This is a genomic window from Myroides profundi (assembly GCF_000833025.1).
Taxonomy (GTDB): Bacteria; Bacteroidota; Bacteroidia; order Flavobacteriales; family Flavobacteriaceae; genus Flavobacterium; species Flavobacterium profundi_A.
The window spans coordinates 3,048,820-3,073,225 of sequence record NZ_CP010817.1 but is presented as its reverse complement, the minus strand read 5'-3'; the positions used below and the strand labels follow the sequence as shown (position 1 = coordinate 3,073,225).

At 34.9% G+C, this 24,406-nt stretch carries 19 protein-coding genes; 8 read left to right on the top strand and 11 right to left on the bottom strand.

Going from position 1 to position 24,406, the window contains the following annotated elements:
- Entirely contained in the window at positions 1-1,662 is a 1,662-nt protein-coding gene (locus MPR_RS13470) for an MBOAT family O-acyltransferase (RefSeq protein ID WP_041893377.1), read from the top strand.
- 63 nt (positions 1,663-1,725) lie between these two features.
- Here MPR_RS13470 and MPR_RS13465 read toward each other — a convergent pair whose 3' ends face one another.
- Both MPR_RS13465 and MPR_RS13460 read right to left on the bottom strand, forming a co-directional pair.
- Positions 1,726-2,199 (bottom strand): DUF4265 domain-containing protein, encoded by a 474-nt coding sequence (locus MPR_RS13465; protein WP_041893374.1) that lies wholly within the window; start codon positions 2,197-2,199, stop codon positions 1,726-1,728.
- A gap of 119 nt (positions 2,200-2,318) precedes the next feature.
- Positions 2,319-3,293: an SMP-30/gluconolactonase/LRE family protein gene (locus MPR_RS13460; protein WP_041893371.1), complete on the bottom strand. Its 975-nt coding sequence runs from the start codon at positions 3,291-3,293 to the stop codon at positions 2,319-2,321.
- A 254-nt stretch (positions 3,294-3,547) separates the two neighbouring features.
- Between MPR_RS13460 and MPR_RS13455 the strand changes: the two genes are divergently transcribed.
- The 3 genes from MPR_RS13455 (at position 3,548) to MPR_RS13445 (ending at position 6,313) form a co-directional block, all read left to right on the top strand.
- Complete coding sequence (locus MPR_RS13455; protein WP_041893369.1) at positions 3,548-4,675, top strand: SPFH domain-containing protein; 1,128 nt, start codon at positions 3,548-3,550, stop codon at positions 4,673-4,675.
- A gap of 106 nt (positions 4,676-4,781) precedes the next feature.
- Positions 4,782-5,870: a hypothetical protein gene (locus MPR_RS13450; RefSeq protein WP_041893367.1), complete on the top strand. Its 1,089-nt coding sequence runs from the start codon at positions 4,782-4,784 to the stop codon at positions 5,868-5,870.
- A 2-nt stretch (positions 5,871-5,872) separates the two neighbouring features.
- Entirely contained in the window at positions 5,873-6,313 is a 441-nt protein-coding gene (locus tag MPR_RS13445) for a hypothetical protein (RefSeq protein WP_041893364.1), read from the top strand.
- Positions 6,314-6,365: 52 nt separating this feature from the next.
- Here the strand turns inward: MPR_RS13445 and purL are convergent, their stop codons facing one another.
- Both purL and MPR_RS13435 read right to left on the bottom strand, forming a co-directional pair.
- Entirely contained in the window at positions 6,366-10,037 is a 3,672-nt protein-coding gene (gene purL / locus MPR_RS13440) for a phosphoribosylformylglycinamidine synthase (RefSeq protein ID WP_041893361.1), read from the bottom strand.
- Between the two features lie 141 nt (positions 10,038-10,178).
- Positions 10,179-10,919: a glycosyltransferase family protein gene (locus tag MPR_RS13435; RefSeq protein ID WP_041893359.1), complete on the bottom strand. Its 741-nt coding sequence runs from the start codon at positions 10,917-10,919 to the stop codon at positions 10,179-10,181.
- A 102-nt stretch (positions 10,920-11,021) separates the two neighbouring features.
- Here MPR_RS13435 and MPR_RS13430 point away from each other — a divergent pair, with 102 nt between their 5' ends.
- Positions 11,022-11,726 (top strand): polysaccharide deacetylase family protein, encoded by a 705-nt coding sequence (locus tag MPR_RS13430; RefSeq protein ID WP_041893356.1) that lies wholly within the window; start codon positions 11,022-11,024, stop codon positions 11,724-11,726.
- Here MPR_RS13430 and MPR_RS13425 read toward each other — a convergent pair.
- The 6 genes from MPR_RS13425 to MPR_RS13400 all read right to left on the bottom strand — a co-directional run bounded on the left by MPR_RS13425 (position 11,718) and on the right by MPR_RS13400 (position 18,039).
- Entirely contained in the window at positions 11,718-12,458 is a 741-nt protein-coding gene (locus MPR_RS13425) for a glycosyltransferase family 2 protein (RefSeq protein WP_041893354.1), read from the bottom strand. The genes MPR_RS13430 and MPR_RS13425 overlap by 9 nt on opposite strands.
- 223 nt (positions 12,459-12,681) lie before the next feature.
- The gene (locus MPR_RS13420; protein ID WP_041893351.1) at positions 12,682-13,446 is read right to left on the bottom strand and encodes a glycosyltransferase family 2 protein; all 765 of its coding nucleotides are present in this window, start codon (positions 13,444-13,446) and stop codon (positions 12,682-12,684) included.
- Between the two features lie 55 nt (positions 13,447-13,501).
- Positions 13,502-14,245 carry a glycosyltransferase family 2 protein gene (locus tag MPR_RS13415; RefSeq protein ID WP_041893348.1) on the bottom strand — a complete coding sequence of 248 codons (744 nt, stop codon included), beginning with the start codon at positions 14,243-14,245 and terminating at the stop codon, positions 13,502-13,504.
- A gap of 160 nt (positions 14,246-14,405) precedes the next feature.
- Positions 14,406-16,274 (bottom strand): LTA synthase family protein, encoded by a 1,869-nt coding sequence (locus MPR_RS13410; RefSeq protein WP_082027834.1) that lies wholly within the window; start codon positions 16,272-16,274, stop codon positions 14,406-14,408.
- 78 nt (positions 16,275-16,352) lie between these two features.
- Positions 16,353-17,168, bottom strand: a complete 816-nt coding sequence (locus MPR_RS13405) for a 2,3,4,5-tetrahydropyridine-2,6-dicarboxylate N-succinyltransferase (RefSeq protein ID WP_041893342.1) — start codon at positions 17,166-17,168, stop codon at positions 16,353-16,355.
- A 31-nt stretch (positions 17,169-17,199) separates the two neighbouring features.
- A complete protein-coding gene (locus MPR_RS13400) occupies positions 17,200-18,039 on the bottom strand; it encodes an NAD(P)-dependent oxidoreductase (protein WP_041893340.1) in 840 nt (279 codons plus the stop codon).
- A gap of 197 nt (positions 18,040-18,236) precedes the next feature.
- Here MPR_RS13400 and MPR_RS13395 point away from each other — a divergent pair, with 197 nt between their 5' ends.
- Positions 18,237-19,100, top strand: coding sequence for a helix-turn-helix domain-containing protein (locus tag MPR_RS13395; protein ID WP_041893338.1), 864 nt, complete (start codon positions 18,237-18,239; stop codon positions 19,098-19,100).
- A gap of 104 nt (positions 19,101-19,204) precedes the next feature.
- Here the strand turns inward: MPR_RS13395 and MPR_RS13390 are convergent, their stop codons facing one another.
- On the bottom strand, positions 19,205-19,462 hold the full coding sequence (locus MPR_RS13390) for a hypothetical protein (RefSeq protein ID WP_041893335.1): 258 nt from the start codon (positions 19,460-19,462) through the stop codon (positions 19,205-19,207).
- Between the two features lie 636 nt (positions 19,463-20,098).
- Between MPR_RS13390 and MPR_RS13385 the strand changes: the two genes are divergently transcribed.
- Positions 20,099-21,220: an efflux RND transporter periplasmic adaptor subunit gene (locus MPR_RS13385; RefSeq protein WP_041893333.1), complete on the top strand. Its 1,122-nt coding sequence runs from the start codon at positions 20,099-20,101 to the stop codon at positions 21,218-21,220.
- A 14-nt stretch (positions 21,221-21,234) separates the two neighbouring features.
- Complete coding sequence (locus MPR_RS13380) at positions 21,235-24,369, top strand: efflux RND transporter permease subunit (protein ID WP_006265878.1); 3,135 nt, start codon at positions 21,235-21,237, stop codon at positions 24,367-24,369.
- The last annotated feature ends 37 nt before the right edge of the window (positions 24,370-24,406 follow it).

Sequence of the window (24,406 nt, the reverse complement as noted above, 5' to 3'; positions counted from 1 at the left end):
ATGAGTCTATTTAATATTGAAATACCAAGTATAACTATTGATCAAGTAATCAACTGGTTTACTTTTAATCCTAAAGAACCTTTATTATTTAATTCAGGTCTGTTCTTAGGAATATTTATTGTGTTTTATCTCTTCTATATCTTGATGAGAAAAACCTTCCACATTCGCTTATTGTATGTGACCTTATTCTCTCTATTCTTTTATTATAAGTCTAGTGGGATGTATTTTATTATCTTGATAGGATCCTCTTTAATGGATTACTATTTTGCTAATATTATTAATCATACCTTGAATGCTGCTAAGAAGAAACTACTCTTAACGATTAGTATTGTTGTAAACTTAGGGTTATTAGGTTACTTTAAGTATACAAACTTCTTTTTAGATGGAGTTAATTTCTTTGCGAATACGAAGTTACATTTAGATGATATTATACTACCTGTAGGGATCTCTTTCTTTACGTTCCAATCTATTAGTTATATTATAGAGATTTATAGAAAAGAGATAGAGCCAACGAAGAACTTTTTAGATTATTTATTCTTTATTTCGTTCTTTCCACAGTTAGTGGCAGGGCCTATTGTTCGTGCAAAAGACTTCTTGCCACAGATATATAAGAATATTTATGTGTCTAGAGATTATGTGAATGAAGGGTTGTTATTAATTATCGGAGGGTTATTGAAGAAAGCAGTTATTTCTGATTATATCTCTATTAACTTCGTAGACCGTGTATTCGATGCTCCAAATAGTTACACAGCATTTGAAAATCTAATGGCATCTTATGGATACGCTATTCAGATTTATTGTGACTTCTCAGGATATTCAGATATGGCTATTGGTATAGCATTGTTGATGGGATATAGATTGCCAGTTAACTTTGATGTACCTTATCAGTCTATGTCTATTACAGAGTTCTGGAGAAGATGGCATATATCGCTTTCTACTTGGTTAAAAGATTTCTTATATATATCAGTAGGAGGAAATAGAAAAGGAAGTTTTGGAGGGTATTTCTTTCCAGGATTATTCTTTGCAGGTATCTTAGGATGGGGAATTTACTATATGAATGAAAGTATTATTCCATTAATCCTAGCTGTAGCATCTATTGTTGTCTTTGGTTTAACCTTCTTGTTAGCAAAAGACAAAAAGAAAAATATGTATACTAACTTTAACCTATTAACGACTATGTTATTAGGAGGGTTATGGCATGGAGCTAGTTTGCGTTTTATTGTGTGGGGAGCCTTACACGGTATTGCTTTAGCGATACATAAGATTATCATGGAGCTGTTTCCTAGAGCCAAAGGAGTTAAACCTAATTTCTTGTGGAGAATATTCTCTATATTCTTAACGTTTAACTTTGTAACGTTTTGTTGGATATTCTTTAGAGCGACCTCTTTTGATACAGCATTAAATGTTATCAATAATATTGCAAGTATAGAGTTTGATTGGGAAGCTTGGACTACTATTGCTATGGGGTATAAAAATGCGTTTATGCTGATCGGTATCGGATTCGTATGGCATTATATACCTAAGTCATGGATGACAGTGCCTCATCAGATGTTTAATGTTGCACCAATGTTTGTTAAGGCAGTAGTACTAGGCTTTGTGTTTTGGATTGTTTATGCAACTGCAACAGCAGGACCACAGCCATTCATTTATTTCCAATTCTAAAATAAGATAAATAAAAATGCCCGATTCTAATGAGTCGGGCTTTTTTTGTATTATCAATAAAGATTATTTCTGTCTTAAATCAGCACTGTGTTTAGGAGACAATAGAGGTTCTGCGAACTCTATTACTTTTTCTTCTTCTAAGGCTCCTAAGATAGCATATACATTTCGATAGTCGGTTTTGCTAGGAATGTTAATCACGAAGTATTGCTCACTACACACTTCTATCTCTGTACCTGAATAAAGAATCTCATTGTATAGGTCTTCTCTGTTATACTTTTCTTTTTGAACGATAACTTGCACAGTAGAGTTTCCTGAAGCAGTATCTACATAACGATATGTAAGTGTGTTTTCTGTTTCGTCAAATTCTGCATAGATAATATCATCACATGAAAAATCAGGTCCATAAAAAGGAATATTATCAACTTGGTATAATCCTTTTTCTTTATCTATGGTCTTTCCCCAAAAAGTCTCGACCGTATTTTCTTCTAAGACATCACTATAATATCTAACTAAGATTTGTTGATATTGCTCTTCCATTGTGTACTAATATTTGTTCTATTTGTTTTAATCATTGGATAGATACATTATATGTTTCTATTCGCTGTCAAAGATAAGGCAAACTGTAAAATATTATACGAAAACAGTTGTTTTTGTGTTTAGTTTCGCAATTTAAGTTTGAGTAGTTTAGTATTAGTTGTGATATATAATGTCTTAAAGTCATCTGAGAACACACAATTAGTAGCTAGTTCTGAGAAGTGTACACGAGCGATTAGTTCAAGGTCTTTATTGAATACCCATAAACCATTAGGTCCTGCAGTAAATACATTGCCAAACCGATCTGACTTAATGCCTCTTGGCTTATCTTCTACTTCGCTAATAAACGGTGTGTAATCAAATACTTTAGCCGTTTCTGATTGTATTTTGTTTTTACTTAAAGGATATTGATATAGATAGTCTTTCTTTTGGTCTGAGTAGGTGATATAAAGAAGTTTATTATTAGTAGATAATGCTATTCCTTGTGGTGTTAAATCACTTTGAAAGAGCAATTCTAATTTATTTTTATTTGTGATTCTATATAAGCCATAAGTAGAGGTGGCTTTTTTCTGTTTTGATTTACTTTCTTTAAGAATGGTATCCGTAAAATAGATATTACCTGCGTTATCTTCTGTAAAGTGAGAAGGAGTTTGCAGTTGATGTTTTTGAGGATTATTGATCCAAGAGGTGAAGTTAAACTTTGGTTCCCTAATAATGGCACTCATTTTAGCTATTTTATCTTCTCCATAGAGAAAGAGTGTAAGTTCTCCCTGATTATTAAAGTGTAAAGCACTTGAGTTTAGGTCTCCATTCTTTGTGTTTTGACCAATAAAATCAATGGCTTCCAAATATGTTTTAGGCTCGTTATAATGTTCTTTCCAATAGTGTATTTTCTTATTGGGGAAGTCTGTAAAGAGCAATAAGTTTTCTGCTTGAATCCACAAAGGTGAATCAGCATATTGAAAACCTTCAGCGATTACTTCTATATGGGCGTTGTCATCAAATACTAATTGCGCTATAGGATTAATGATTTCAATTTTACCTATACGTTTACCACTTTTAGTTTGTGTGTTATTATGTTTAAGATTCTTATTCATAATAAGTTAATTGATAATTATAGAGATAAATATAGTGAAAAATGTAATATAAGGTCTTGTCATAATAAATTTAAATACAGTCTTTTTACTGTATAGATATTATATCTTTTTTCGAAATATAGATAAATACAAATTCTAAAGTATTGTTATATGAATAAGTGATTTCGTTTTTTTAAAGAATACTTTGTGATAATTATAGAATAAAATCTGTTACATTTACTTAGATATAACTACTAATAAGAAAAAGAAAAGATATGAACTTGTTTAAAAAATTAGCTGGAGAATTCATTGATATCATTGAGTTCTTAGATCCAACTCAGAATACAATTGTACATCGTTTTGAGCGTTATCAAAACGAGATAAAGAATAATGCAAAGTTAGTTGTTCGCGAAGGACAAATGGCTGTGTTTATCAACGAAGGACAATTAGCTGATGTTTTTAGTCCAGGTACACATACTTTAAATACGCAGAACTTACCTATATTAGCGACTTTAAAGGGATGGAAGTATGGTTTTAATAGTCCTTTTAAAGCAGAGGTTTACTTTGTAAGTACAAAGACTTTTATCGATCAACGTTGGGGAACTAAGAACCCGATTATTCTAAATGATAATCGCTTTGGAATGATAGAAGTGCGTTCTTTTGGTACATATACATTTAAAATAGCAGACCCAGGTAAGTTTATTAAAGAAATTGTAGGTACATCAGGAACCTTTACTACAGATCAAATCAATGATCAGTTGAGAAGTGCCATTGTTACTCGTTTTACAGATTCTATTGGTGAAGCTAATTTACCTATTGAGACGTATGCTGCAAACTTAAATGAGTTGTCTACTGCGATTTTCGCGTATATGAAAGACGATTTTGAAGTTTATGGTATGGATGTTACGAAGTTCTTAATTGAGAACGTATCGATGCCAGAAGAGATTAAGAAAGAGATCTTTGAGTTGAGTAGATTGAATCATGTTGATTTGAATAAGTTGATGCAGATGAAAGCAGCTAAAGCAATGGAGGCAGCTGCTAATAATCCATCAGGTGTAGCAGGAGCAGGAGTAGGTATGGGAGCAGGGTTCGCTATGGCTAATCAGTTTGGACAAGCAATGGCGCAAGGACAAACGTCTACTCAACAACAAGCACAACAACCTGTAACAAATACACCTCCACCTATCCCAGGTGCTGTAGCAGTAAGTTATTTTGTAGCAGTGAACGGGCAGCAAGCTGGACCTTTTGATTTAGAAGGATTAAAACAGATGACAACGAATGGACAGTTACAAAGAGATACCTTAGTTTGGAAAAATGGAATGGCGAATTGGGAAAAAGCAGGAGAACAAAGTGATTTAAACGCTTTATGGGCACAAACACCACCTCCGTTACCAAATATGTAATAAGATAAAGAAAGGTGCTTCAGAGGCTTTAAATCTTCTTCAGCACCTTTTTTTGTATAGGATTAGAATAAAGAGAATGTTAATAGCTATTTAATTAGAATAAGAAGTGTCATCAGGAGAAGAGATAAAATTAAATACATCAGAAGCTACGCCATGTAGCTCATGTGGTGGGCCAATGACCTATAAGCCAAGTGCTCAAGCATTAGTATGTGAGTACTGTGGTACTGTAAAGGAAATAGAGCAGGGGGAAGGAGAACTGAATGAGCATGATTTCGTCCGCTTTATGGAAAGCTATGAGAAAGAGAGTTTTAGTACTACGAAGGTTGTAGAATGCAGTAGTTGTCATGCTACTTCTACTGTAGATGAGAACTTGAAGTCGATGGCATGTCCTTATTGTGCTAATCCTTTGGTAGAACAAGATATACACGAAGAAAGATATATTAAGCCAGAGTATGTATCTCCTTTTGCTGTGGATAGGAATCAAGTATCAGGTATATTACAGAAGTGGATAAAAGATTTATGGTTTGCACCTAATAAAATACAGAGAGGAATATTCTCAGCAGATAATTTAAGAGGTGTATATGTACCTTTTTGGACCTATGATATGCAAACTCATACTGACTATAGAGGGGAGCGTGGAGATGCTTATTATGTGACAGTAGGTAGTGGTGAGAATAAAAAGAGAGTACGTAGAGTTTCTTGGTCAAGAGTAAGTGGTAGAGTGTCTAACTTCTATGATGATATCTTAGTGACAGGAAGTAAAACACTTAAGATGGATTTACTTAATTCTATCTCTACAGGTTGGGATCCTAAAGGTGTACAAAAGATAAAATCTGATTTTTTAAGCGGGTTTATTACAGAGAAATACCAAGTAGATTTAAAAGAAGGATATGATAAGGCTAGAGATATCGTTTATCAGTATGAGCGAGAAAGTGTAAGAAGAAATATAGGAGGAGACGAGCAGCGTATACATAATATGAATACAGATTTGTCAGATATTACATTTAAGCATATTCTTTTGCCTTTATACGTTAGTTCTTTTTCTTATGGCAATAAGCAGTATACTTTCTATGTCAATGGAGTAACAGGTAGAATCACAGGCGAACGACCATACAGTACATGGAAGATTGCTTTTGCAGTTTTATTAGGATTGATTGTATTATGTTTCTTAGTGTACTTGTTTAAAGATGCATAACTATGAAAGTAAAAAAAGTAGTAATAGGATTATTAATATTTTTTGTAGCTGTGATTTTAGCGTGGTTTGGTTACCTTTCTTATCTTGAGCGATCAAAACAACCATCCCTACTTTCAGGAAAAGAAGAAATCATTGAAGTGATGTATGTGAATTGGGCTTGTGATTGTGCAGATTTTATTGATACCTCTTTTTTTGTAGAAGGGTATGAGATAGATGAAAAAGATTGTATTTTTATAGAACCAAGTACTGGAAACTTGGCAATAGATAGTGATTCATTATACCATAAACAGTTTGATTATTTTATTAAACTAAAAGGGCAGTACTATATTGATAAAGGTGTACCTACTTCTTATGAACGCAAAACAGCAGAACCAATGATGACGGCAGATAAAGCAAGGGTATTTAGGTATTCTTCTTATGAATTTGTAAGAAAAGAAAAATGATATAAATAACAAAGCCTCCCATTAGGAGGCTTTGTTGTATATAAGCTATATGTTATTTAGCGTTGTTTTCTTCGATCCACTTACGTGCATTAACGAATGCTTCCATCCAAGGAGAAACTTCATCTTTTCTTCCTTCAGGATAGTTAGCCCAGTGCCATTGGAACAATGAACGCTCGATATGAGGCATCATTACTAAGTGGCGTCCTGTTGTATCACACATCATCGCTGTGTTAAAGTCAGAACCATTAGGGTTAGCAGGATAAGTATCATAAGCGTACTTCGCTACGATATTGTATTGATCTTCTGTCTCAGGTAAGTTGAATTTACCTTCCCCATGTGAAATCCATACTCCTAAAGTACTTCCAGCTAAAGTAGAAAGCATTATAGAGTTGTTTTCTTGGATTGTTACAGATGTAAAGTTACTCTCGTGTTTTTGAGAGTCATTGTGTTGCATCTTACCGTGTACCTCGTGCTCAGGGTTGATTAACTCTAACTCCATAAACAACTGACATCCATTACATATACCTACAGATAAAGTGTCTTGACGAGCAAAGAAGTTTTTCAATGCTGTATTCGCTTTCTCGTTGTACATAAATGCACCAGCCCAACCTTTAGCAGATCCTAATACGTCAGAGTTAGAGAATCCACCTACAGCTCCGATAAATTGGATATCTTCCAATGTTTCTCTACCAGAGATAAGGTCAGTCATGTGAACGTCTTTTACATCAAAACCAGCTAAGAACATAGCATTAGCAACCTCTCTTTCAGAGTTACTACCTTTTTCACGGATAATAGCCGCTTTAGGTCTTGGTTTAGAAGCGTCAACTACAGGTTTTTTACCGTCAAACTGAGCAGGGAAGCTGAAGTTTAAAGGTTGTACTTTATAGTTGTTATAACGATCTGTTGCTTTGTTATTCTTCGTTTGTTTTTGGTCTAATAAGTAAGACGTTTTAGCCCAAGTATCTCTGATAGCAGGCACGCTAAATGTAAAGTGATCTGCGCCGTTAGTGAATGATACTTGCTCATCTGTAGTTACAGTACCTATCTTAGTAGCGATAACACCTTTAGCAGCTAAAGCTTGTTCTAAAGTAGCATCGTCTTTTGCTTGAACGATAAGTGCGATGTTCTCGTTGAATAACGCTTTTACAGTATCTTTTTCGTTAAGAGCAGTTAAGTCATACTTAGCTCCTAAGTTTACATCAGCAAACGTCATTTCTAAAAGAGAAGTAACTAAACCTCCACTTCCGATATCGTGTCCAGCAGCGATTTGCTCATTCGCTACTAATTCTTGAATAGCATTAAATGCATTCTTAAAGTAAGTAGCATCAGTGATAGTAGGAACTTCTTGACCTATTTTGTTTAATACCTGTGCAAAAGAAGAACCTCCTAATTTGAAGCTATCTTTAGACAAGTTGATATAGTAAATAGAACCAGCATTTTTCTTTAAAGTAGGTTCTACTATTTTCGTAATATCAGTACAGTTAGCCGCTGCAGAGATAATAACTGTACCAGGAGCGATTACTTCGTCATTAGGGTACTTCTGCTTCATTGATAAAGAATCTTTCCCTGTAGGGATGTTGATTCCTAATTCGATAGCGAAGTCCGAACAAGCTTTTACAGCTTTGTATAGACGAGCATCTTCTCCAGCATTGTTACATGCCCACATCCAGTTAGCAGATAAAGAAACGTTCTTGATTCCTTCTTTAAGAGGAGCCCAAACGATATTAGATAAAGCCTCTGCGATAGCGTTTCTACTACCTGCAGCAGGATCTATGATTGCTACGATAGGAGCATGTCCTACAGTAGTAGCGATACCTTCTTTACCTTTATAATCAAGTGCCATAGCACCTAAGTTGTTAAGTGGTAACTGTAATGGACCAGTACATTGTTGTTTAGCCACACGACCACCTACACAACGGTCCACTTTATTTGTTAACCAATCTTTAGAAGCTACAGCCTCTAATTGTAATAATTGGTTTAAGTATTCTTCTACTTTGTTTACAGAGTAATCTAAATCAGCATATACACGGTTGATTGTTTTATCATCCATGATTGTTTTAGGAGAACTACCGAACATATCTTCGATAGCGAAGTCCATAGGTTTATCACCTTTAGTTTTAGACTCTATCGTAAAGCGGTGATCATTTGTAATCTCACCTACAGTGTACATTGGAGCACGTTCTCTCTCCGCAATCTTTGCTAAAGTATCGATGTCTTTTTGACCGATAACTAATCCCATTCTTTCTTGAGACTCATTCCCGATAATTTCTTTAGCCGATAGTGTAGGATCTCCTACAGGTAGTGCATCTAAGTTGATGTTTCCACCTGTTTCCTCTACTAACTCAGAAAGACAGTTTAAGTGTCCACCCGCACCGTGATCGTGAATAGATACGATAGGGTTGTGTTCAGCTTCTACCATCGCGCGGATAGCATTAGCAGCACGTTTTTGCATTTCAGGATTAGAACGTTGGATAGCATTTAACTCAATACCTGAACCAAAAGCACCAGTGTTAGCAGAAGATACTGCTGCACCTCCCATACCGATTCTGTAGTTCTCACCACCTAAGATTACCACTTGGTCACCTTCGGATGGTTTGTGTTTTAATGCTTGGTTTAGTTTACCATACCCAATACCTCCGGCTTGCATAATCACCTTGTCAAATCCAAGTTTACGAGCGTCTTCTTCATGCTCGAATGTAAGGATAGAACCTGTAATTAATGGTTGCCCGAATTTGTTACCAAAGTCAGAAGCACCATTAGAAGCCTTGATTAAGATATCGATAGGCGTTTGGTATAACCATGCTCTTTCGTCCATTGCTTGTTCCCAAGGGCGGTTCTCTTCTAAGCGAGAGTATGACGTCATATAGATAGCAGTACCTGCTAAGGGCAATGAACCTTGTCCACCAGCTAAACGGTCGCGTATTTCTCCTCCTGATCCAGTAGCAGCACCATTAAAAGGCTCTACTGTAGTAGGGAAGTTATGCGTTTCTGCTTTTAATGAGATCACAGAGTCAAACTCAGTCTCTGCGTAGAAGTCAGGCTTGTCTGCTGATTTAGGAGCAAACTGAGTCACCTTAGGACCTTTTACGAAAGCAACATTATCTTTATAAGCCGAAACAATATCATTAGGATTTGTTTCAGATGTTTTTCTAATTAATTTGAATAGAGAAGTAGGTTGTTCTTCTCCATCAATGATGAATGTACCATTAAATATCTTGTGACGACAGTGCTCAGAGTTAACTTGAGAGAATCCGAATACTTCAGAGTCAGTTAACTTACGTCCAAGTTTAGTAGATAATTCATTTAGGTAAGTAATTTCTTCTTCATTTAAAGCTAAACCTTCTTGTGCATTGTATTTAGCGATGTCTTCAATGTAGTTAATTGCTTCAGGAGCAATGTTGATTGTAAAGATGTCTTGGTGAAGTGCATCAAACTCTTGTAATAACATAGGGTCAAATGCGTCACTGTCTTCAGCTTTTACGAATTCCTCAATACGGATAATCCCATTGATTCCCATATTTTGAGTGATCTCTACTGCATTAGTACTCCATGGAGTAACCATCGTAGCGCGAGGACCGACAAATTTAGCATTGATTGTTTTCTCGTTAATGTGCTTGGCATTGCCAAATAACCAATTTAACTTTTGGATATCTTCATTAGATAAGTTGTTCTCTACTTGTACAGTGTAGAACTTTCTCGAAGGGTTTTCGAAGAAATGAATCATTACGTTAAGAATATTTAGTTGTTGTTGTAATGCACAAAAATAGACTAAAAAAATAAGATTTTAAAACTTAATATTTTATTGTGTAAAAAAGTAAAAGCCTTTGTTTTTTGACAAAAACTTTAGGGTAAATTATAGTGATGATTAATCTATTTTTTTATATCTCATCCAGAGAAAAAGGACTCTTTTAAAGGACGCTAAAGCATATAGATACGTTAGTGTAAAACCAGCTTTGCCTTCAAAAAAACCTCCTCGTATCAGACCTCTATACATAAAAGTACCAAAAGGGTTAGTAAAGAAGTATATTTTATATACTTTCTTATTGTTTAAAAAATCAGAATAACTAAGTACTTGTTGATAAATATCTAATTCAAAATGAAAGTTGTCAAATGATTGATCTACTATTGTAGTAATGGGAGCTTTCAGGTCTTTAATACTAGCAAAATAAAGTTTGTGGTCAGCTAGTGATAGACTATTAAAAAGTAATAAAGCAGGCTGTTTTTGAAAACCTCCTTTTCTTATGTTTTCTCCTAAGAACTGTATGTACTCTCTTTTTTTGATGTAAAGCGTAGTACTCTCATTACTATTAGCGATAATGTTATTGATCTCTTCTGCTAGCTCTGTTGTGAATTGATAATGCATCGGCATAAACGCAAACCAAGATACTTTTAGCTCAGTTAGCTTGTTGTGTAAGGATTGAAAGAGCTCATTTGTATCAACGCATAAATAAGTAATCTGTACACTATACTGATTGGTATGATCTATATAGTGTTTATCTTGTATAGGTAGTATCAGAAGAACATGATCGATTTGTTTAGGAAGATTTTCTATCCAGTTTTTTAGATCGATATTATTCTGATATATACTCAGTATTGTTAGGTTCATAATTATTCTTACTCTCTATTTTAGTATAATGTTTTTATTATTTGTTCTGTTGCTTATTTAAAAAATGTATTTTTGTGTCTTATATTATGTTAATTACTACGTATGAGTAAACTACCTATCTTAATGTACCATAATGTTCAAGAGGATTCAGAACAATTAAAAGCTCATTCTATTCATTGTTCATCATTAGAAGACCAATTGAAATACCTTGTTGAAAATGGTTATACTACTTTTCACTTTAGCGAATTAGAGACTCAAGCTGCTCTTCCTAAAAAGAGCATTATCATCACTTTCGACGATGTAACAGTTAATCAGTTAGACTTTGCTGTTCCTTTGTTAGAGAAGTATAATTTAAAAGCGACCTTTTTTATTCCTTTTCATTACTTAGGGAAGACCGACCTGTGGAATAATGGAGTAGAACCCATCATGACAGCAGAACAGTTAAAATCTCTTCCTGCTATTATAGAGTTGGGATACCACTCTTATAAACACCATCATTATGCGGGATTAACACTAGATGAGGTTAGACAGGATTTTGAAGACAGTGTTGAGGTAGTGAAGGAACATAACCTTACTGTTTATCCTGCTTTAGCTTATCCGTATGGTAACTTTCCTAGAAAAGATCCAGCAAAAAGCGCTTTTTTTGAAATATTAAGAACGTATAAGATGAAATATGCTGTACGTATCGGCAATCGAATTAGTCAATACCCTTTTAGTAGTGAATATGAGATTAACCGTATTGATATTAAAGGAACGGAAAGCATGTTTGGCTTTAAGTGGAAATTAAAAGTAGGCAAGCTATTTTAATCCCTTTTGTAACAACATTAGTTTTAAATACCTAGCGAATACTCCGTAAGCGTCTAATGTAGCTCCTGCTAGTCCAGCCGTTTTATCTAGATATCCTCTCTTTATAAAATAGATGTGGAAAAATCTGTAAAATGGCTTGAACGCTAGGTGATAATAAGATACTTTCTTTTTCTTTTTAAACTGTTCAGAGGCTTGGAACCAAGAATAAGACTCTTTTTTTGACATATAGTGAAATATTCCTTTATAGGTCAAATGCACTACATGATTTTTAAGAATCCCTGTTTTACCCTCTGTCGTATGCAATTTTTCGTGTACTTCACCTGTGAAGTGCACTCCTTCGTTATACACTAGACGCGTTACCTTATCTGCTTTGTGAAATAAAAACTCATTGATAAAAAAGTGTGGAAATCTAAGCTTAAAGGCTTTGTATTCTCCAGGGTTTTTAATGACTTCTAGTATTTCTTTTCGCAGGCTATCTGTCACTCTTTCATCTGCATCAATAAATAGAATCCACTTACCCTTAGCATAAGGAATAGCGAAGTTTTTTTGTGTAGAGAAGTTGACAAACTTATTTTGCAATACTAGACAACCCATATCAGTAGCTATCTGTGTAGTCTTATCGTTACTATAGGAATCTAAAACTATAATTTGGTCTGCAAAATCTACAGACTTAATAGCATCAGCAATATATTTTTCCTCGTTATAGGTAGGTATAATAACACTTAGATTCATAACGTTCCATTGTTTATGTAAAAATACATGTTAAAGATATGTAAATAATGTATTTTTATATCAATGCCATTCGTCTAAGTTTAATGGTTTTTGATTTTTGAGAGTAATAATTGTTAATTTATAATAAATTATTTTAAATATAGAAGTGGTGAAAGCCAATATTGTTGTGACTTTTATTTAAATTATTGTGTTTAGATAAGAATATAAAAAATATGTAAGTAGTCTATTTTTCGATGTTATTTCTTAACATCCATAGTTTTACATATCGTAGAAAAGTAGAGTAACTACCTAAAAAAGATAAGATAAGACCTGCCGTTCCATCTCTATATCCTTGTTGTATAATGTAGTGTTTAAAAAAGCGGAAACACGGTTTGATCATAAAATGGTATAAGTTTAGCTTACCCGTTTTACTGTCATAATCTCTAGCTTGTAGACTTGCGTATTGATTTAGTTTCTGAATGTGATTATCAAATCCTCTGTACGTATTGTGGTATAGTTTATTCTTTAAATAGCCTATTGATCCATCTACCTTTAGGGATTCATGGACAGCGTTTTGGTACGTACATTTGTTTTTATTAAAAAGGCGGATAACCTTGTCTTTCTGATATCCAGAATAATGTATTGCTTGGTTAAAGAAATAGTTTGATCTATAGACCCAATAAGCCTCATGGTCTTTTAAGCTATTACTAGTTATAAGAGTTTGTATTTCTTGTTTGAGTTCACCTGTTAGTTGTTCATCTGCATCTAATAGTAATATCCAATCATTTTTAGCCTTAGTTAAGGCAAAGTTCTTTTGATTAGAGAAGTTGTCAAACTCGCGTTGTATCACAGTAGCTCCTAAGCTTTCTGCAATGCTAACAGTATTGTCAAGACTATAAGAATCTATAACTATAATTTCATCCACAATGTCTCTTGCAGACAAGATACATTGTCTAATTCTGTTTTCTTCATTTTTAGTTGGAATTAAAAGAGTCAATTTATTAATCATTATAACAATTTAAATGATGAATGCGTTTAATAAAAGTAACATAATTAGACCAATTTTATTGTTTATGTAGGTTAATTAATTTAGTATACTTCATAAATGAAAAGAAAGATTGAATTAAGGCAAATGTAAGTCCATCTATTCCATTAAAAATCCCTTTTTTAAAGAAGTAGCATTTAATAAAAGAAGCAGCTCCATTCAGGATAGGTTTATACCAAGAAACCTTTTTCCCTTCATTAAATAATTGTTGGGCTGCCCAAGTAGAGTACTGATTTTTTTTATCTATAACTTGTTTGTAAGAGCTCCATCCATAGTGTAAAATGTGGACATTGATATTCTTTTCATTTGTTGCTATAATATGCTGGTGAGCCATATGGTTTGAAGGATAGGCTGTTTTTTTATTAAAAAAACGAATCTTTGAGTCCGGGTACCACCCCGAGTAATTAATTAATTGTTTTCCTAAAAAGTTCTTGACTCTGAATTTATAAGCATCGTAAGGTTTATTCTCGTAAGATTTTTTAGAGATGAAAATTAATGCATCTTGATCCAAAAATTCATCAGCATCTAAGTTCATAATCCAATCATTTTTACAATATTGTAACCCATAAGTTCGTTGAGGACCGTCACCTAGATATGCTTGAGAATAAACTTTTGCTCCTTTACTTTTTGCTATTTCTACTGTTTTATCAGTACTGTTTGAATCTATAATGATTACTTCTTCACAATATTGAAATAATGAATCCAAACATTTTTCAATGTTTTTTTCTTCATTAAAAGTTATTACAAGTCCACTAATTTTCATATAAATAATGTTGAGAGAGTTCAAAAATAATTGAATATTTATAAAATAATGTTTTTTTTATATTATTTAGCAAAATATTAGTTTATTATAAAATAAATTTGAACATAAGGTGATAATAGAGAAATAAAATATCCCTATTACTTCAATAGGGATATATAGTTTATTTCACAGTCAATTGATTATTTTTAACTCTAGAGTTAAAGGACTGTATATATGCTTTGATGAATTTTTCCATCTCTTCTCTTTTTGCAGTCTCTGTATTCATCAGGTTCTGCTTTAGTAGAGGGTCTTTTTTCCAGTTGTATAGACCTAAAGTTTTCTTCCCGTCGAAGGCTAAGTAGTAATCTCCTTTTTCATAGTTATAGATATTGTCTAAGTAGTTCACCACGAAGTCTTGATCAGACTTATAAGATTTACCATAACTTACGATTTTTGTGTTAATCTGTAGATAATCCATTAAACTTGGTAAGATATCGATCTGTTGGAAGTTTTTCTCTACTTTTTCAGTTGTTATACTTGGGTCATTAGGAGCAAAGAACAGAATAGGAATACGGAATTTACCTACATTCGTCTTCCATTCACCTTCTATAGGTTCAGCACAGGTATGGTCTGCAGTGATGATAAAAATAGTATTGTTATACCAGTCTTTAGTCTTTGCAGTTTCAAAGAACTTTTTAAGAGAATAATCAGCATAGGCGATAGACTCGTGTATATCTGCTTCTCCTTTAGGGAACTTACCTTTATATTTCTCAGGGATAGTATATGGGCTATGTGACGAAATCGTGAATAGAGTTGTAAAGAAAGGCTTCTTGAATCGGTCTAATTGTTTGATGTAGAATTGTAAAAACTCTTCATCAAATACCCCCCAAGTTCCGTCAAAGGCATCAGGACCTTCATACTCATTCTTTCCATAATACTCATCGAATCCTGCTACATTAGCATATTGGTCGAAGTTTTGACTACCGTTGAACGCACCGTGGAAGAACGCAGTGTGATATCCATTTTCTTTTAATATTTTAGGTAGTGTATATACATCGTTTAATGCATAGCTAGACGAAATGAATGTTCTATTCATTAAGCTAGGAATACTAGAGATAGACGATGGTACAGCATCAATAGATACTTTACCATTAGCGAATGCATTTTCGAAGAAATGACTATTCTGCGCTAACGAATCCATAAATGGAGTCAATCCTCTATGCATCGTTTCTCTACCAAAACTTTCTACGATTAACAAGACAACATTCTTTTTATTAATACTGTCATATTTAAACTCTTGTACAGGATTAAACACATGGTCTAGTTCAGCCTCAGTATAGAAGTTTACTTCTTCTAAGCTTTCGTTTTTACCCATTGTTTTTAATACTGAGAATGGAGTGTTTAAGACTAGAGCTGTATTTTTTAATCCTCCATATTGAGATGCATCTACTAGACGAATAGGTTTGCGTTGTAATCCCCCGCGACCTAATACAAGCATGATTCCTATTACTAATACCATCACTACAGTATCTTTAATATTGAATCTACTGCTTTTGATTTTGTAATCTATCTTTCTGTAGATCAACCAGAATATCACGAAGGATAAGAACATATAGACTGGTATCCACCAGTAGTCTACAATGAAATTCTTTAATAATCCTGGTAATTCTTGTTCCATACCAGAGGCAGTGATAAAGGCATAAGAACTACGTCTGCTGATAAATCTAAAGTATTCGTAGTCTACGAAGTTTAGACATAGTATGAATATATTCACTAAGTAGAAACTGTAAAATAAGAACTGCTGATACCCTTTGTTATTTTGAAATTTACCAGGGAATAGATGTAGTAAGGCGAATACAAGATTAATAAAACCTAGTGCCGCTAAGTCAAATCGAACACCTCCAAGGAATATCTTTAGATCCCAAGGATCTAATAAGTGTGAATTGTAAAAATAGAAACCTACTCTACATACTTGATAAAAGAAGAAGATTAAAAGAAATCTTTTAAAGAATAGGATACAATTTTGAGAAAATAATTTACTCATAATCAATAATAAAAACTTTTTTTAATAAATAAAAACAGAGCACAAAAGTACTCTGTTTTATGATAGTAATGGTATATTTAGTATTTATACAGCTACATTATATTCTCTTAAAGCATCGTTTAGAGATGTTTTAAGATCTGTAGATGGTTTTCTCTGTCCGATGATTAACGCACAAGGCACTTGGAACTCACCAGCAGGGAATTTCTTTGTATATGAACCCGGTATCACTACAGATCGCTCTGGCACATATCCTTTTATTTCTTTAGGAGTATCTCCTGTTACATCTATAATTTTAGTAGATGCTGTTAACACTACATTAGCACCTAATACAGCCTCTTTCCCTACGCGAACACCTTCTACTACGATACAACGCGATCCGATGAATGCATTGTCTTCAATAATAACAGGCGCAGCCTGTAGAGGTTCTAGCACTCCTCCGATACCTACACCACCTGATAAGTGAACATGTTTACCTATCTGAGCACAAGACCCAACTGTAGCCCATGTATCTACCATCGTTCCTTCATCTACATAAGCACCTATATTCACATAAGACGGCATAAGGATAACACCTGATGAGATATAAGCCCCATGACGAGCCACAGCATTAGGCACTACTCTGATTCCCTTCTCAGCAAAATTCTTCTTCAGAGGCATTTTATCGTGGTATTCGAAGATACCAGCTTCTAAAGTTTCCATCTTTTGGATAGGGAAGTATAGCACTACTGCCTTTTTTACCCATTCATTGATTTGCCATTCTGTTCCCTTAGGTTCAGCTACACGCAATTTACCACTGTCAATCAGCTCTATAACTTCACGAATAGTATTTTGAGTGTTTTGATCTTGTAATAGTGAGCGGTCGTCCCACGCTTTTTCGATTACTTCTTGTAAGTGCGTCATCTGTATTAGATTGAGGTTTGTTAATATATAATTATTGAATGGCTTTGATTACAGCCATTAAGTCTTGTTCTGCTAATCCTTGTTCACTAGCCTTTGCATACGCCTGTTCTGCAGCTTGTGTCAGTGCAGTATCCCATCCTGCATCTTGTGCTAGGCGAATGTCCTTTAGCATAAATTTTAATGGAAATGCAGCAGGATAGTTATCTTCTAGTATAGCAGAGGTCTTTATCTTACTCATACCAGAGCCACATGCACTATCATTTACGATAGCAGTCATCATCTCTCTATTTATTCCATTCTGTTCTGCGAATAGTACAGTCTCTGCTAGCCCTTGTACTACCACAGACATATAGTAATTAATTGCTAGTTTAGCTTTGCTACCACTACCTGCCGTTCCTAAGTAATAATGGCTTTTACCCATTGCTTCAAAAAGAGGTTCGCAAGTCAAATGATCTTCTAGATCACCACCTACTAAGAATAAGAGCGTACCATCTATAGCAGGCTTTACACTTCCTGATACAGGAGCATCTAGATAGAAAGCCTCTTTCTCTTGTACTTGTTGATATAGTTTCTCAGCTAATGCAGGCGATATTGTACTACTGTTAACGAATGTTTTTCCCTTTAGATCCGTAGTGAGAATTTGCTCAAAAGTACTTTCTACTATTTTATCATCAGGCAGTGTTAGAAAGATAATATCTGTCTTAGCGATAAAATCTATCAGGTCTTCTATAGGAGTAGCTCCTTCAGCGATAAGCGGAGAGGTTTTAGCATTGTCTCTTCTATAAAAGTTTAGCTTATAACCTGCCTTTAAAAGATTGTGTGCCATAGGGGTTCCCATATTTCCTAATCCTATCCATCCTATTGTTTTCATATCTTTTATTTTTTGTGTTGAGGTTATTTTAATGATAAAGCAAATATAATGATATTTTTTTTTGAGAGTCGTTTCTCATGCTATGGAGTTACAGATTTTATACGAATAAATGTAGTGAGGCAATGAGGTACAAGAAGTATCAAAAAACGAAATTATTCTAAATAACTTTCTATTTTTGCCTATCAGCTAGACTAGAAATGAAGAATATAAAATGGGAAACCTTAGATCGCTTAAAGAATAGTTTCAAAGAATTAGAGACTCAAGAGCACTATATCTATATGCCATTTATTAATCTAGCATACTATCCAGCAGAGCCTTATCGATCTAATTATTATGGAATAGGGCTTCTAGAAGAGGGAGAAATTACCTTCTATATTGATCTTACAGAGTATACTATCCACGGGCCTGCTATTATTTTTGCAGATACTACATCAATTAAGAGATGGGACAAGACTCGTCGTACTTATGAGATGATGACAATCTTATTCTCAGAAGATTTCTTACAAGATAAGTTAGTAGAGAATAATGTACTCGCTTCCTTTTCGGATTTATCCAGTCTAGGAGGTTGTGTCACACAGTTAGATTCTAAAGAATTTGAGAGTTTTAAGGCTATGTTTAAGGTCATAGATCTCTATCATAATTCAACCAACTCTTTCCATACAGAAGTAATCAGAGGCGTGATCTACAGCATGATTCATGAAGTAGCCTATCTATATGAGAAATATGGTAATGTGACCAAAAGTCTACATAAACTTGCTCTCAAATTTAGAGAAGCAGTAGGTAAGCACTGTAAAGAACATAGAAGTGTACAGTACTACGCTGATTATCTCCATGTACATCCTAAATATCTAAGTCAAGTAATCTCTTCAGAAACGGGATTGACTGCTAGTGAATGGATTCAAAATCAAGTCATCTTAGAAGCTAAAATCTTACTACAAGACCAGAGTCTCTCTATAGGTACTATCGCAGAGATACTTCACTTTAGCGATCAGAGTACCTTTGGCAAATACTTTAAGAAGTATAGCAGTATAAGTCCTAGTGCTTATCGTCATAATCTATAAGAGTAATTAGTTATTAAGAACACTGCCTCCTTTTTATAGATAAAAGTATTGCTCTTTTATAGCGTATCACATTCTTGTTATAAGAAATAAGAATGCATTACCAATTAATCGAAGTCCATCGCTTCCTTTTCTTTAGTTCCCCATTTTGTTAACCTATTTATTGAATGTTGTGAATGACCATCTAATGATTCATAATCTAGTACTGTGTTTTTCTCTAAATGAAATGATTGGAAAATACCGGGAGAATAAAAGAAGTATTCCTCGACAAAGCCACTCTTAGCTCCACCATTATCGGGGTATTCTCCACGAATTGTCGAGGGAATTAGTATAAATGCTAGGTTATATAGGGGTTTAGAGCACATAGCTCTTAGGGGAGTAAAAAATAGTATTTATGTTAATGTATTGATATTTAATTCTTTAGAGGTTTTTGTTCTTGAAAAAAAGCAACTATCTTTTTTATTACTTATGGATGAAATGGCCTTTTTAGAGCCTTATTTAGAAAAAAGAGGGATTATAAAAGTGTTTTCTTGCTATAAATAGATGGTAAGAAGTAGATAATTTAAAAAAAGTGTTTCCTGTTTTTGAAGGGCTATAAATAGAAGGTGTAACTCGCTCATACTTACTTATTGGCTAAAATTAACTTATTTAGAACGATTATAGTTAAATGTTTGAAAACCGACATTTTGAACATCTATACCGTGTTATGGTGCTTGTATGCTAGTGCGCATTGATGGAATTTTGCCTCATGTTAATAGTAGCCTAGTGGCTGTGTGTTTTATTCTTTTATATGCTAGTGCATAGTGTAGTAGGGAAGAGAGATAATGTGAATTGTACTTAAGGGAGATACTTCTTGATTTCTATAATCTTACCTTTTGACTAAAAAATCTACTTTTTACCCCTTTACCTCATTTTGTTTAGATAATACATTTGCCACGTGTTTAAATAGAAATAGTGCTACTACTTAACGCAATAGTTCAATCAATAATAAATAGTTAAAGATGAAAAAAACATCTACTTTTTTAGGTCTTACTACAATCGCCTTATTATGGGCATGTCAAGATAAAAAGCAAGAAGGAGAATGGGGCGGAGATGGTCAAGTCGAGCAATATCCAGTACTTTCAATAAAAACAGAACAAGCCAATTTATTTACAGATTATCCAGTGGTGTTACAAGGGATAAAAGATGTAGAATTGCGTCCAAAGATTGATGGTTTCGTTGAAACGATCTACGTGGATGAAGGGCAAACAGTCAAAAAAGGACAACCCTTATTCAAAATCTACGCTCCACAATATCACGAAGAGAGTGTGGCAGCGGTGGCTTCGATAAAAAATGCTGAGGCAGAGTTAAACAACGCTCGTATGCAAGTAGCTAAAGCTAAACCACTAGTGAACGAAGGTATTATCAGTAACTATGAACTTGAGTCTGCAGAATATGCTTTAAGAAGTAAAGAAGCACAACTAGCACAAGCAAAAGCGAATTTAAACAGTGCACAGGCTAATGTAGGCTATACGCAAGTGGTAGCTCCTTTTGATGGAGTTATAGGATTAATTCCTTATAAAGTAGGAGCATTGGTAAGTAGTGCTTCACCAGAACCTCTAACTACAGTATCTGAGATAGGAAGTATCAATGCTTACTTCTCTATGAATGAAAAAGAGTTTATCGACTTTATGCAAAAAGGAGGAGAACAGACTCTTGAACAGAGACTCGCGAGTATGCCTGAAGTATCTCTTTTATTAGCGAATGGAAGTGAGTACAATCAGAAAGGAAAAATAAATACAGTAAGCGGACAAGTAGATCCTCGTACAGGTAGTGTGAATTTCAGAGCTGTGTTTACTAACCCACAAGGAATATTGAGAAGTGGAAATAGTGCTACCATCCGTGTACACGAGAGTGTAAGCGAGGCTATTCTAGTTCCTCAGAAGGCGACTTTTGAGGTGCAAGGGAAGCGTTTTATTTATGTGGCTAATGCAGAGGGTGTAGTGACTAGCACAGAAATTACGATTATGGAGAAGGTGCCTTCGAGTCAGTACTTCGTAGTGACAAATGGGTTAAAACCAGGAGACAAAATCGTAAGTGCAGATATAGGAGGACTACGTGAAGGAATGAAGATTAAAATGTAATAGAGGATAGCATTATGTTGAAAAGATTTATAGAAAACCCTGTGTTATCTACCGTGATATCTATCATTATAGTAATACTAGGGTTGTTAGGACTATTCTCATTACCTATCACACAGTATCCTGAGATAGCACCACCTACAGTACAGGTGACTGCTAACTACCAAGGGGCAAATGCTGAGGCGGTAATGAAGAGTGTGATTATTCCATTAGAAGAACAGATTAATGGGGTAGAGAATATGGCGTATATGAACTCAAAAGCGAGTAATGATGGTTCGGCTGTTATTACCATCACTTTTACACAAGGAGCAGACGCTGATATGGCAGCTGTGAACGTGCAGAACCGTGTGAGCCAAGCTATGAGTCAATTGCCAGAAGAGGTAATAAAACAAGGGGTGACTACAACCAAGAGATTGAGCAGTGAGATATTCAGTTTCTTAATGTATAGCTCTGATAGTAGATATGATCAGGCATTCTTAGAAAACTATGCTCGTATCAATATTCTACCTAAGATTAAGCGTATTAATGGAGTAGGGGATGCTTCTATCTATGGAGGACGTGAGTACAGTATGCGTATTTGGTTAAAGCCAAATGCAATGGCTTCTTACGGACTTACGCCGAGTGATATCGTGCAGGCATTACAGGAGCAGAACGTAGAGGCTGCGCCAGGTAAGGTAGGGGAGAATAGCAGACAGAGTTTTCAGTATGCTTTAAAATATACAGGTAGATTAGAAACACCTGAGGAGTTCGGAGATATTATTATCCGCTCTAATGGTACAGGTAAGATATTGCGCCTAAGTGATGTGGCAGAGATAGACTTAGGAGCCTACTCGTATGCGATGACCATGACTGCTTATAAACAGCACGGTACTTATATCGCGGTAAATCAGGTGGCAGGATCTAATGCCCATGAGATTATTAAGCAATGTGAAGAATTATTAAAAGAAGCAGAAAAAGACTTGCCTGCGGGTGCGAAATTCGAAGTATATGCAAATTCTAATGATTTCTTATTAGCCTCTATTGATAAATTGATAGCGACTTTAATAGAAGCATTTGTATTAGTGTTCATAGTAGTATTAGTGTTCTTACAGGATTGGCGTTCTACTTTGATACCTGCTATAGCGGTACCAGTAGCTATCGTAGGTACGTTCTTTTTCTTGAATCTATTTGGCTTCTCTATTAACTTATTGACTCTTTTTGCTCTTGTACTGTCCATCGGTATTGTGGTGGATGATGCTATTATCGTAGTAGAGGCAGTACATGCCAAGCTATATGAAGGGGCAGAGACAGCGAAGAAGGCTACAGTGAGCGCGATGAGTGAGTTGACTACTGCTATTATTTCGATTACGTTAGTGATGTCAGCTGTATTTGTACCTGTTACATTTATCGAAGGATCTGTAGGGGTGTTTTATAAAGAGTTTGGTATCACATTAGCTGTCGCTATTTTGATTTCGGCTATTAATGCCTTGACCTTGAGTCCTGCGTTATGTGCTATTATGTTGAAACCAGAGTCAGGTATACACGAGGAGAAAAGAGGTTTTGTCAATAGATTTAAATCTGCTTTTAATAGTTCATTTGACAGAATGACTAATCGCTATGTAGGTGTATTAGGCTTCTTGAATAAAAATAAATGGTTGTCATTAGGAAGTATCGTTGTATTCGGTGCCTTGTTTGTATTCTTAACGAAAACGACACCAACAGGATTCGTACCTAATGAGGATAGTGCTTCTATCTATGGTAATATTATCTTAGCTCCTTCTACTTCTCTTGAAGAGACTGAGCGTATCTCTAATGAGATAGATAGTATCGCAATGAGTATACCTGAGGTGAAGTTCACTTCACGACTAGCAGGTATGGACTTCTTCAGTGGGAATGGTAGCTCGTATGCTGTAGAGTTCATTAAGCTAAAACACTGGAAAGACCGCCCAAATCCAGAGCAAAATATTCACAGTGTAGTAGGACAGTTATTTGCTAAGACAGCGCATATTAAGGATGCTAATGTGGTATTCTTTGCGGCACCTACACTACAAGGATTTGGTAACAGTTCAGGATTCGAAGTACAGTTACAAGATAAGACTGGTGGAGATTATAAGAAGTTTGAAGAAATAATAGGAGGATTCTTAGGAGCGTTAAATCAACGTCCTGAGATTATGTATGCCACTTCGTCTTTTAATACGAACTTCCCACAGTATGAAGTGTCTGTCAATGTAGCAAAAGCAAAAGAGGCAGGAGTAGGAGTGACAGAGATTCTGACTACACTACAAGGGTACTTAGGAGGGATTTATGCAACGAACTTTAACCGCTTCGGTAAGCAGTATAAGGTAATGATACAAGCAGATCCTAACTTCCGTGAGAATAAAGAGGCTATCGATAAATTATATGTGAAGAATGAGCAAGGGGTAATGTCTCCTATCACAGCCTTCATTGATCTGAAGAAAGTGTACAGTCCAGAGTTCTTGACGCGCTTTAATTTGTTTAATTCAGCTTTCGTGAATGGTAGCCCTAATCCAGGTTTTAGTTCTGGAGATGCTATTCGTGCGATAGAAGAAGTAGCAGCACAGACTTTGCCACAAGGGTATGGTTTTGAGTATTCAGGATTGTCAAGAGAAGAGAGTGGTAGTGGTAACCAGACTGTTATTATTTTCGTGTTGTCTATCTTATTCGTTTACTTCTTATTAAGTGCTCAGTTTAAGAGTTATATACTTCCATTGGCAGTATTGTTCTCTTTACCAATAGGGTTAGCAGGAGCTTTTATTTTCGCTAAGCTATTCGGAATAGAAAACAATATATTCTTACAGATTAGTTTGATTATGTTGATTGGTCTATTAGCGAAGAATGCTATTCTGATTGTAGAGTTTGCGCTACAGAGAAGACAGTCAGGTCAGTCTATTGCAGCAGCAGCTATTGAAGGAGCGCGTATTCGTCTAAGACCTATCCTGATGACTTCGTTTGCTTTCATATTTGGATTATTACCGCTGATGATGGCGACAGGAGCAGGAGCATTGAGTAATAAGTCAATTGGTACAGCTGCGGTAGGAGGAATGTTGATTGGTACACTGATTGGGGTATTAGTTATTCCTTCATTATTTGTTGTGTTCCAGGCGTTACAAGAGAAAATAAGTGGAGCTCCTGTACTAGAAGAAGAAGAGTAAGTGTAATTATAAAGTGAGAAACGTATAAGTGTATCTA